Annotated in this window: 11 protein-coding genes; 4 read left to right on the forward strand and 7 right to left on the reverse strand. The window is 72.1% G+C overall.

What is annotated here, in order from left to right; genetic code table 11:
• Window positions 1-230: 230 nt before the first annotated feature.
• The 4 genes from AB0G15_RS23100 to AB0G15_RS23115 are packed head-to-tail and all read right to left on the reverse strand — an operon-like array spanning window position 231 to window position 5,072.
• Window positions 231-1,364: an MsnO8 family LLM class oxidoreductase gene (locus AB0G15_RS23100; RefSeq protein WP_362843141.1), complete on the reverse strand. Its 1,134-nt coding sequence runs from the start codon at window positions 1,362-1,364 to the stop codon at window positions 231-233.
• Window positions 1,361-2,545, reverse strand: a complete 1,185-nt coding sequence (locus tag AB0G15_RS23105) for an LLM class flavin-dependent oxidoreductase (RefSeq protein WP_362843144.1) — start codon at window positions 2,543-2,545, stop codon at window positions 1,361-1,363. Before AB0G15_RS23105 ends, AB0G15_RS23100 begins: the two co-directional genes overlap by 4 nt.
• Complete coding sequence (locus AB0G15_RS23110) at window positions 2,542-3,867, reverse strand: NtaA/DmoA family FMN-dependent monooxygenase (RefSeq protein ID WP_362843147.1); 1,326 nt, start codon at window positions 3,865-3,867, stop codon at window positions 2,542-2,544. The genes AB0G15_RS23105 and AB0G15_RS23110 overlap by 4 nt, the downstream gene beginning before the upstream one ends.
• Window positions 3,864-5,072 carry an LLM class flavin-dependent oxidoreductase gene (locus AB0G15_RS23115; protein WP_362843150.1) on the reverse strand — a complete coding sequence of 403 codons (1,209 nt, stop codon included), beginning with the start codon at window positions 5,070-5,072 and terminating at the stop codon, window positions 3,864-3,866. Before AB0G15_RS23115 ends, AB0G15_RS23110 begins: the two co-directional genes overlap by 4 nt.
• Window positions 5,073-5,225: 153 nt before the next feature.
• On the opposite strand from AB0G15_RS23115, the gene AB0G15_RS23120 reads away from it, so the two are divergent.
• Window positions 5,226-6,221, forward strand: coding sequence for a hypothetical protein (locus tag AB0G15_RS23120; RefSeq protein WP_362843152.1), 996 nt, complete (start codon window positions 5,226-5,228; stop codon window positions 6,219-6,221).
• Here AB0G15_RS23120 and AB0G15_RS23125 read toward each other — a convergent pair whose 3' ends face one another.
• A complete protein-coding gene (locus AB0G15_RS23125) occupies window positions 6,222-6,653 on the reverse strand; it encodes a MarR family transcriptional regulator (RefSeq protein ID WP_362686403.1) in 432 nt (143 codons plus the stop codon). It lies immediately after the preceding gene.
• Window positions 6,654-6,732: 79 nt separating this feature from the next.
• On the opposite strand from AB0G15_RS23125, the gene AB0G15_RS23130 reads away from it, so the two are divergent.
• Window positions 6,733-7,149: an organic hydroperoxide resistance protein gene (locus tag AB0G15_RS23130; protein ID WP_362843154.1), complete on the forward strand. Its 417-nt coding sequence runs from the start codon at window positions 6,733-6,735 to the stop codon at window positions 7,147-7,149.
• Window positions 7,150-7,181: 32 nt separating this feature from the next.
• On the opposite strand, the gene AB0G15_RS23135 is transcribed toward AB0G15_RS23130, so the two are convergent.
• The gene (locus AB0G15_RS23135) at window positions 7,182-7,544 is read right to left on the reverse strand and encodes a DUF2203 domain-containing protein (RefSeq protein ID WP_362843157.1); all 363 of its coding nucleotides are present in this window, start codon (window positions 7,542-7,544) and stop codon (window positions 7,182-7,184) included.
• A 181-nt stretch (window positions 7,545-7,725) separates the two neighbouring features.
• Between AB0G15_RS23135 and AB0G15_RS23140 the strand changes: the two genes are divergently transcribed.
• The gene (locus AB0G15_RS23140; RefSeq protein ID WP_362686394.1) at window positions 7,726-7,953 is read left to right on the forward strand and encodes a helix-turn-helix domain-containing protein; all 228 of its coding nucleotides are present in this window, start codon (window positions 7,726-7,728) and stop codon (window positions 7,951-7,953) included.
• A gap of 2 nt (window positions 7,954-7,955) precedes the next feature.
• The gene (locus tag AB0G15_RS23145; RefSeq protein WP_362843160.1) at window positions 7,956-8,564 is read left to right on the forward strand and encodes a Clp protease N-terminal domain-containing protein; all 609 of its coding nucleotides are present in this window, start codon (window positions 7,956-7,958) and stop codon (window positions 8,562-8,564) included.
• A gap of 74 nt (window positions 8,565-8,638) precedes the next feature.
• Here AB0G15_RS23145 and AB0G15_RS23150 read toward each other — a convergent pair whose 3' ends face one another.
• Window positions 8,639-9,481, reverse strand: a complete 843-nt coding sequence (locus AB0G15_RS23150; protein WP_362843163.1) for an amidohydrolase family protein — start codon at window positions 9,479-9,481, stop codon at window positions 8,639-8,641.
• Window positions 9,482-9,709 lie beyond the last annotated feature (228 nt).

Genomic DNA, 9,709 nt, shown 5'->3' on the forward strand with positions numbered 1-9,709 from the left:
CCTCCCGTGACGGATCCCCGCCCGCCGGCGGGTTGTCCCCGCTGACGGATCGTCGTCCCGTGACGGACTCTCTTCGGCTGACGGATCTCGGACACCCCGTCGCGGGGCGCCTCACCGGGGACGTCGGAGCTCGCGACGCTTTCTCGACGTCCCTCGACCGGATTCACGGAAAAACCTCCGGCACCCGGCGGTGACCGCCGGGTGCCGGAGGGGGCGTGGGTGGTGCGGGCTCAACCTGTGACGGCGTCTCCTTCCCATTCCGCGGCGAGCAGCTCGTAGGAGCGGACCCGGTCGGCGTGGTCGTGGGTGATGGTGGTGACGAGCAGCTCGTCGGCGCCGGTGACGTCGCGCAGCACGCGCAACCTCTCCGTGACGGTCCGCGGGGAGCCGACGAACTGGGTGGCCAGCCGGTCGGCGACCAGCGCGCGGTCCTCCTGCGTCCACTCGTGGGCCGCCGCCTCGGCCGGTGTCGGGAACGGCATCGCCCCGGCGCCGGTGCGGATGCTGCGGACCCAGAGCCCGTACGGGGAGGCGAGTTCCCTGGCCGTCTCGTCGTCCTCCGCCACGACGACGTCGGCCGAGACGATCAGGTAGGGCTCGGCGAGGACCTCCGAGGGCTTGAACGCCGCCCGGTACGCCTCCGCGGCGTCCAGCACCCCGGACGGGCTGACGTGGTAGTTCGCCGCGAACGGCAGTCCCCGCTCCCCCGCCACCTGCGCGCTCTGCCCGCCGCTGCTGCCCAGGATCCACAGCCGCAGATCCGCGCCCTCGCCCGGTGTGGCGTGCGCGGCCACCCCGTCGGGGGAACGGTAGGTCCCGGCCAGCAGTGCCGCGATCTCGTCGACCTGGTCGGCGAAGTCGGGACTCTCCGCGCCCGGCTGCTGCAGCAGCGCGCCGTACAGGGAGAACAGCGGAGACTTCGCGAGCGCGGCGAAGGAGAAGGCCTCCGGGATGAGCAGCCCGTCGACGATCCTGGCGGGTTTCGGCGGGGGCGGGGTCTTCTTGGCGAGCTCCGCGAACTCCGCCTTGCGCCGGCCCGAGCGGCCCAGGCCGAGATCGACGCGGCCCGGGTAGAGCGCGTCGACGAGGCCGAACTGCTCGACCACGGACAGCGCGGTCTGGTGGCCGACCTGGACGGCTCCCGAGCCGACCCTGATCGTGCTGGTCGCGGCGGCCAGCAGGGCGATGAGCACGGCGGGGGCGGCACTGGCGACGCCGTGCGCGAGGTGGTGCTCGGCCACCCAGTAGCGGCGATAGCCGAACTCCTCGGCCCGCCGGGCCAGGTCCAGCGTGTTGCGCAGCGCGTCGCCCGGGGTGCCGCCGGAGGGGATGGGGGCGAGGTCGAGGATCGACAGGGAGGTCACGGCCGCCCCCCGTCCCGCGAACCCTCATGTGGTGGGCCTCCGTCCCGCGCGTCACCGTGCCGCGAGTCCTCGTGCGGAGTGTCCTCGTGCCGGGTACTGTCCGGTCCCGGGCCCGGCCTCCCGTGCTCGGAGTCCCCGTGACGGGGGAACGGCCTGCTGGGGATCTCCGCGCGCAGCACGGGGGCGATGTCGCTCTGGAAGAGTTCCAGGGCCGCCCGGTGCTGCTTGTCGGTGAGGCCGTCCGCGTCGGCGTGCAGGTGCATGACCTCGTGCCCGAGCCGCTCGTGGTAGCGGTGGACCTTGTCGATGATCTGCTGCGGGCTGCCGACCAGGATCGAGCTGCGCTCGATGGCGTCCTCCAGGGTGTGGAAGACCGGGGTCACGCCGACCTTCCTGAACAGCTCCAGCCGGGCGTTGAAGATCGGCCGGTAGGTCTCGATCGCGTCCTGGGAGTTCTTCGTCGCGTAGTAGCCCGCGGTGCCCGCGCCCACCAGGGCGTCGGCGGGGTCGTGGCCGTGGAACTCCCAGCGTTCCCGGTAGTGGCGGACCAGTTCCTCGTACGGCTCGACCGGGTTGCTGACGTTGGCGGAGAAGAGCGGATCGCCGTACAGGGCGGCGAGCTCCACCGACTCCTTGCTGGTGGCGCTGCCGTGCCAGACGCGGATGGGCCGCTGCAGCGGGCGCGGCCAGGTCTCCGCGTCGGTCAGGGACGGCCGGAACCTCCCCGACCAGGTCACCTTGTCCTCCCGCCACAGGCGGCGGAACAGCTCGTAGCCCTCCCGGTTGCGTTCCCACTGGTCCTCGCCGGTCACGTGGAACAGCTGGGCCTGCGCGGCGCCGTTGCCCTTGCCGATGATGAGTTCCAGGCGTCCGCCGGAGAGGTGGTCGAGGGTGGCGTAGTCCTCGTAGGCCCGCACGGGGTCCAGCAGGCTCAGCGTGGTGACCGCGGTGAACAGCCTGATCGCCGACGTCCTGGCCGCGATGTGGCTGAGCACGACCGGCGGGGACGAGGAGATGAACGGGCGCTCGTGCCGCTCCCCCACGCCGAAGCCGTCGAAGCCGAGCTCCTCGGCCAGCACGGCGTTCTCGACGACCTCGCGCAGGCGCGCGTTGGTCGACTTGAGCTCGCCGGTGATGGGATCGGGACCGTGGACGATCAGGGTGATGGCCAGAAATCTCATCGTTCGTTCTCCAGCCCCAGATGGCCCCGCAGCGTGGTGGTCTCGTACTCGGCGCGCAAGACGCCGCGCTCCTGCAGCAGCGGTACGACCGTGTCGACGAAGGCGTCCAGGCCGCCGGGGGTGAGGTGCGGCACCAGGATGAAGCCGTCGGAGGCGTCGCTCTGCACGAACTCGTTGATCTCCTCGGCGACGCGTGCGGGCGAGCCGATGAAGGACTGCCTGCCGGTCACCTCGATGATCAGGTCGCGGATGCCGAGCTTCTTGGCCTCGGCCAGGGCCCGCCACTCCGCCGCCGTCCTGAGCGGGTCGCGGGACATCCGGGTCCGGCCCTTGATGATCGAGTCGTCCGAGACGTCCGGGTCGATCTCGGGCAGCGGCCCCTCGGGGTCGTAGGCCGACAGGTCCCGGTTCCACAGCTGCTCCAGCAGCAGGATCGCGGTCTGCGGGCTCACCTGCTGGCGGCGGATGTGGTCGGCGTTCTCCTGGGCCTCGGCGTCGGTGTCGCCGAGCGCGAACGTGACACCGGGCAGGATCTTCAGGGAGTCGGGCGACCGGCCGTGCGCGGCCAGCCTCGACTTGATGTCGCGGTAGAAGGCCTGCCCCTCCTGGAGCCTGCTGTGCCGGGAGAAGACGGCGTCGGCGGTGGCCGCGGCGAAGGCCCTGCCGCCCTCGGAGTCCCCGGCCTGGATGGTGAGCGGGCGGCCCTGCGGGCTGCGCGGCACGGTGAAGTGGCCGCCGATGTCGAAGTGGGTGCCCCGGTGGGCGAACTCCCCCGCGCCCGGCCTGGCGAACGTGCCCGCCGCCGGGTCCGCGACGAGATCGCCGGCGGCCCACGAGTCCCAGAGCTCGTTGACGGTACGCACGAACTCCTCGGCCCGCTCGTAGCGCTGCGAGTACTCCAGGAAACCGCCCCGCCGGAAGTTCTCCCCGGTGAACGCGTCGGAGGAGGTGACGACGTTCCACCCGGCCCGGCCGCCGGACAGGTGGTCGAGGGTGGCGAGCTTGCGGGCGAGCTCGTACGGCTCGTTGAAGGTGGCGTTGATCGTCCCGGCCAGGCCCAGGTGGTCGGTGACCGCGGCGAGGCCGGAGAGCACGGTGAGCGAGTCGGGGCGGCCGACCACGTCGAGGTCGTGGATCTTCCCGCGCTGCTCGCGCAGCCGCTGCCCGTCCGCGAGGAAGAAGAAGTCGAACCTCCCGCGCTCGGCGGTCCGCGCCAGGTGGGTGAACGAGGCGAAGTCGATCTGACTGCCCGAGGCGGGATCGCTCCAGACCGTGTGGTTGTTCACGCCCGGGAAGTGGGCGGCGAGGATGACCTGCTTCATCGTCGGCTCCCTGCGTAGCGGCCGGCGGGTCGGGGCAGGCGGAGGTGGCCGCGCAGCGTGTCCGCCTCGTACGCGCGGCGGAAGGCGTCGCGAGCCTGCAGCTCGGGCACCAGGCCGCGGGTGATCGCGTTCAGGTCGGTCGGCAGCACCGCGGGCCGCAGCCTGAAGCCCTCCAGGCCGGCCGCGCGCCACTCCAGGAGCAGGCCGGCGAGCTCGCCGGGCGTGCCCGTGAAGATGGCCGCGTCGGAGGTGTGGGCGGCACCGTCGAGCTCGTCGAGCCGGGCCCTGCGCTCGCGGGCCTCGTCCCCGTCCTCTCCCAGGAACACGACGAGGTCCGCGAAGATCTTCAGCTCTCCGGCGTCCGGGTCGCGCACCTCGCCCTCGATCTCGCGCACCTCCGCCACGATGGTCCGCGCCCGCTCGGTGTCGTGCGGCGTGACGTGGACGACGTCGGCTCCGCGCGCGGCGAACTCGTACGGCAGCCGGGCGTGCGCCAGCGCGGTGACCAGCGGCTGCCCCTGGGGAGGTCGCGGCACGATGGACGGCCCCTTGACGGTGAAGCGCTCACCCTCGAAGTCGACGTAGTGGAGCCTGTCGCGGTCGACGAACCGGCCGGTGGCCACGTCGCGGATGACCGCGTCGTCCTCCCAGCTGTCCCACAGACGCCGCACCGCCTCCACGGCGTCGGCGGCGTCGCCGAACAGCTCCCGCACCAGGGGTGACCTGTCGATGTCGCCGAGGCTCTCCGGCGTCAACTCGGGGACCTCCCTGCGGCCGAAGTGGGCGGCCTCGGTGTGGCGCCCGGAGATTTGGGCGCGCCATCCGGCCCGCCCGGAACTGACGTGGTCGAGGGTGGCGACGGAGCTCGCGACGTGGAAGGGCTCGGTGTGCGTGGTGGTGACCGTGGGCACCAGCCCGACCCTGCTGGTCAGCGGGGCGATCCTGGAGGCCACGAGGGCGGCGTCGAGACGTCCGCGCACCTGGTCGGTGCGGCCGTCGTGGCCGTCCAGGCGCGTGGTCTGCAGGGCGAGGGAGTCCTCGATGGTGACGAAGTCGAGGAGGCCGTGCTCGGCCTCGGCCACCAGGGCGGCCCAGTAGGCGGCGGTGAACAGGGCTTTCGGGGAGGCGGCGGGGTCACGCCAGGCCGCGGGATGCCATCCGGCGCCGTCGAGAGCGACGGCGAGATGCAAGGGAACTGCCGACACATGACGACGATAACACCAAAACCCTTAATCTCTACATGTTTAGTCGGTTATATCGCGGGAGCCAGCCTGCCGAGCCGCCGCCTCCGGAACGGGGAGCCCCCTGCGGGGACGTCCACCTGACGTCGGCGCCGACATCTGATAGGCATTCGTCCCGTGACGCGTTTTCTGGTGGTCCTCGCGACGGTTCTCCCCTTGATGGCGGCCACGGCTCCGGCTTCGGCCGCGGCCCCCGGCAAGCCGCACGTCCCGGCGGGGGTGACAGCCGGGTACGTGGTCTTCGACCGGCAGGCGGCGAAGGTGACCGAGTACCGCAACGCGCATCGGAGGTTCCGGTCGGCGTCGGTGGTGAAGATCCTCATCGCGATCGACTATCTGGAGTCGCGCAGGAGCGTTCCCTCGCGGGACCTGGCACTGCTCAAGGTCATGCTGCGGGTCAGCGACGACGACGCGGCGACGTCCTTTTGGACCCGGGGCGGCCAGGGCGGGATCGTCCAGCGGATGGCCCGCAGGCTGCGACTCACCGACACCGTTCCCCCGCCGGCCGACAAGCCGGGCTTCTGGGGTTACACCTCGCTCAGCGCGATGGACGTCGTCAAGACCTACCGCTATCTGCTCGACCGGGCCGACCCCAGGGTCCGCGACCTGATCCTGGGCCATCTGCGCAGGTCGGGGCAGTGCGGCTCCGACGGCTTCGACCAGTACTTCGGCATCCCCCGCGCGGTGCGCGGGCCGTGGGCGGTCAAGCAGGGCTGGTCGGGGTACGGCTCCACGCCCCCGGCCCGCTGCCGCCCCGCGACCCCCTCCGCGTCCTCCACCGCGCCCTCGACCTCCACCGCGACCCCCTCCGCGCCCTCGACCCGCCCCACGACCTCCACCGCGCCCGTGTCCGTGTCCGTGTCCCGGCTCGTGTCCGGCGGCGACGTCCCGCTCACCGCGCGGGTCTCGACCGCCGCGCAGGTCGCGCCCGCCCAGGCCGGGCCGGTGCCTGACCTGGGGCGTCCGGTCCTGCACACCACCGGGCTCGTCGGGCCCAAGGAACGCTGGATCGTGGTCCTGCTGACCGCCCACCCGGCGGGGACCACCTGGCAGCGCTCCACCGCCCAGACGACGAAGCTGGCCCGGGAGGTCCACCTCAGCGGAACCTCCTGATCACCGCGCGGACTCGTCGAGGAAGGCGATGACGCGGCGCAGGGTGCGCTGCAGGTCGAGGACCTCGGCGGGGGCGAGACCGGCCGCCCCGAAGATCTGGGCGGGGACGTCGCACGCCCGCTCCTCCAGCTGGGACCCCTTGGACGTGAGCCGCACCAGCACGGAACGCTCGTCGTCGGCGCTGCGCTCGCGGCGCACCAGGCTCGCCGCCTCCAGCCGCTTCAGCAGCGGCGACAGGGTGCCCGAGTCGAGCCGCAGCCTGACCCCGAGTTCCTTGACCGTCACCGGCTCGCGCTCCCAGAGCACCATCATGACCAGATACTGCGGGTAGGTCAGGCCGAGCTCGGCCAGCACCCTGCGATAGGCGGCGTCCATCGCGCGAGACGCCGCGTGCACGTCGAAGCAGACCAGGTCGTCGACGGAGATCTTCACGCCTCGATTGTACCGACCTTGACTGCTACCAACTAAATTGCACACAATTGAGTTGCCCACAATCGAGAAGGAGATCCAGATGAGTACGCTTTACACGGCCATCGCCACCGCCAACGCCGGCGGCAGGGAAGGACGGGCGGTCTCGTCCGACAAGCGCCTCGACGTGGCCCTCACGCCGCCGAAGGAGATGGGCGGCTCCGGCGAGGGCACCAATCCCGAGCAGCTGTTCGCGGCCGGATACGCCGCCTGCTTCGCCAGCGCGCTCCAGCTGATCGGCCGCAGGCAGAAGGCCGACGTCTCCGAGGCCTCGGTGACCGCCGAGGTGGGCCTCGTCCAGGAGGGCAAGGGCCTGGCGCTCTCCGTGACGCTGCGCGTCGAGCTCCCCGACGAGTTGCACGGCGAGGCCGGCACCGCCCTCGTGGAGGCCGCCCACCAGGTCTGCCCCTACTCCAACGCCACCCGGGGCAACATCCCGGTCAACCTCGTGATCGAGTAGTCGGGCTCCCGGGGATCGCGGTCAGGGAACGGTCAGGGAAGGGGCCTGCGGCCGGCGAAGCCGAGCTCGTCCCGGTGGTACCACATCAGCTCGCGGTCCCCTTCGAGCCAGCACAGCCGCACCCGCACCCCGTCGAGCACCGAGGGGAAGTCGACCAGCAGAGGCGCGACACCCTTGACCTCGATGCCCCGCTCCTCGAACCAGCCGAGGATCTCCTCCAGCCTGGCCTCGTAGGCCTTCGCCTCCGCCAGCCCGCCGGACTCGGAGGTGCCGGTGCTGCGGAGCTCGTACGCGAGCTCGGCCAGGTCACCCCGCATCGCCACGAACGCGGCGGCCCGCTCCAGCAGCACGGGCATGAGCGCCCGCGCCTCCTCGACGGTGAAGATCCTGTCCACCCCTGCACGCTAGCGCGTCCCCGCCCGGAACGCTGCGAAGCACCGGGAGCGCCAGGAAGCGTCGAGGGTTACCGGCGGGGCGCTCGGCGAGATACCCCGTTAGCTCCCATTAGCCGGCGAGGCGCCGAAATCTTGTCAGCAAATGCTGACAGAACTGGATCTGTCAGCTTATGCTGACACCATGGGATCGCTGAGCGAGTTCGCCGAGGCCGTCGACGGCGAGGATCCGGTGGTGGCGCTGGCGGCCGTGGCGGCACTGCGCAGGCTCCTGGAGGAGCTCGAGGCCGCGCACGTCATCGAGGCCAGGAACCGGGGTTCGTCCTGGGAGGTCATCGCCGCGGCGCTCGGAGTCAGGCGGCAGACGGCACACCGCAAGCACGCACACCGAATCACCGAGGGCGGGAGCTGACGATGTTCGCGAGATTCACCCCCGAGGCCCGGCGGACCACGGTCCGCGCCGGACTGCTGTCGCTCGACCACGGCCGCACCACGCTCGACGAGGACATGCTCCTGCTCGCCCTGGCCGAGTCGTGGCCGGTGGCGGGTTTCACGGCCACTCCGCAGGCCGTCACACCGGGAGTGGCCGGTGCGGAGGCCGTCACCCCCGAGGCGGTCGGCGCGGAGATCCGGAACCGCGAGGCCGCGAGGGGCCGGGCGGGCGACCGCGAGCTGCTGGCCGCCATCGGCGTCGACCTGGACGAGATCAGGCGGCGCCTCCCGGCCCGGCGGACGGATCCCCTGGCGTGGCGGCTGACGCGCTCACGGCTGCGCCCGCTGAACGTGACGCTCAGCGGGCCGGCCGGTGACCTGCTCCTCACCGCCAGGGCGAGGAAGGTCGTCGAGGTCGCCCTGCACACCTCCGGCACCGGAGCCGGTACCGGCTCCGAGGTGACAGGCGAGGATCTGCTGAAGGGACTGCTGGCCGACTCCTCGAACGCCTCGGTCTCCATCCTGCGCGGCCTTGGTGTCGACCTCCGCGGCCTCGCGGCGAGCATCGGATTCCTGCGCGAACCGGCCTGAGGAAGGAGCCTGGCCCGAGGACGGAGCCCGGCCCGAGGACGGAGCGAACCGGCCTGGGGCCAGGACGGGCGAGGTCAGACCTCGATGCCGTAGAAGCGCGCGGCGGTGCCGCCGAGGACGGCGTCCCGGCCGGCCCCGTCGAGACCTGACAGCAGCACGCCGGTCTCCTCCCAGACCTTGGCGTAGTCACCGGCGAGGACTGCCACCGGCCAGTCGCTGCCGAACATCAGCCGCTCGGGGCCGAACACCTCGAGCGCGTGGTCGACGTAGGGGCGGAGGTCCTCGGCCGTCCAGGTCTCGGGGTCGGCGGCGGTGTTGAGACCGGACACCTTGCCGTACACGTTGGGATGCTCGGCGGCGCGGGCGATGAGCGACGCCCACGGCTCCCAGCCCTTCTCCCTGATCGGCGGCTTGGCCAGGTGGTCGATGACCAGCCGCAGCCCGGGGACGCGCTCGGCGAGGAACGGCACGTGCTCCAGGTGCCTGGGCAGCACCGCGACCACGTCGAACGGGAGCCCCGCCGCGGCGAGCAGGCCCAGGCTCTCGACCACCGTGTCCTGGACGACCCAGTCGGGGTCGGGGTCGTCGTGGATGAGATGCCTGACCCCGGCGAACCTCGGATGCCTGCGGTAGCGCTCCAGCGCCCCGGCCGCCTCGTCGGGCCGGTTCAGCGGCACCCATCCCACCACGGCGGCGACGAAGTCGTGGGCGTCCGCCTGCGCCAGCATCGCGTCGGTGTCGGCGTAGGTGTCGGCGGCCTGGACCAGCACGGTCCGCTCCACACCGGTGGCGGCGAGCTGCGGGATGAGCTCCTCGGGGGTGAAGGTGCGGTAGAGCGGTCCCGCCTCCGGCGTCAGCCAGGAGTAGGAGCCCGTCTCCAGGTTCCAGAAGTGCTGGTGGGCATCGATGACGGCCATCCACCGCTCCCCTTCGATTCCTCGATAGATCGTCTGAGCCTGCACAAACTAGGGCGCGGCGGCAGGGGTGTCAACGCCACCGGCCTGCCGGGACCGGCCGGTGAGCCGGAGGCCGTACGGGCGGTGCGCCCGCCCTCACGCGTACGGGCCGGTGGCGGACGCTCCCCGGGGAGTGTCCGCCACCGGCCCGGAAGCGCCCCCGGGGGCCGCCCGCGCCACGCCGGCCCC

Source organism: Streptosporangium sp. NPDC023825 (assembly GCF_040639575.1).
GTDB lineage: Bacteria > Actinomycetota > Actinomycetes > Streptosporangiales > Streptosporangiaceae > Streptosporangium.

Coding starts and splice junctions, on each gene's coding strand:
- AB0G15_RS23105 (WP_362843144.1), bottom strand. CDS start 2,545: ATGAGATTTCTGGCCATCACCCTGATCGTCCACGGTCCCGATCCCATC.
- AB0G15_RS23110 (WP_362843147.1), bottom strand. CDS start 3,867: ATGAAGCAGGTCATCCTCGCCGCCCACTTCCCGGGCGTGAACAACCAC.
- AB0G15_RS23130 (WP_362843154.1), top strand. CDS start 6,733: ATGAGTACGCTTTACACGGCCATCGCCACCGCCAACGCCGGCGGCAGG.
- AB0G15_RS23140 (WP_362686394.1), top strand. CDS start 7,726: ATGGGATCGCTGAGCGAGTTCGCCGAGGCCGTCGACGGCGAGGATCCG.
- AB0G15_RS23145 (WP_362843160.1), top strand. CDS start 7,956: ATGTTCGCGAGATTCACCCCCGAGGCCCGGCGGACCACGGTCCGCGCC.
- AB0G15_RS23150 (WP_362843163.1), bottom strand. CDS start 9,481: ATGGCCGTCATCGATGCCCACCAGCACTTCTGGAACCTGGAGACGGGC.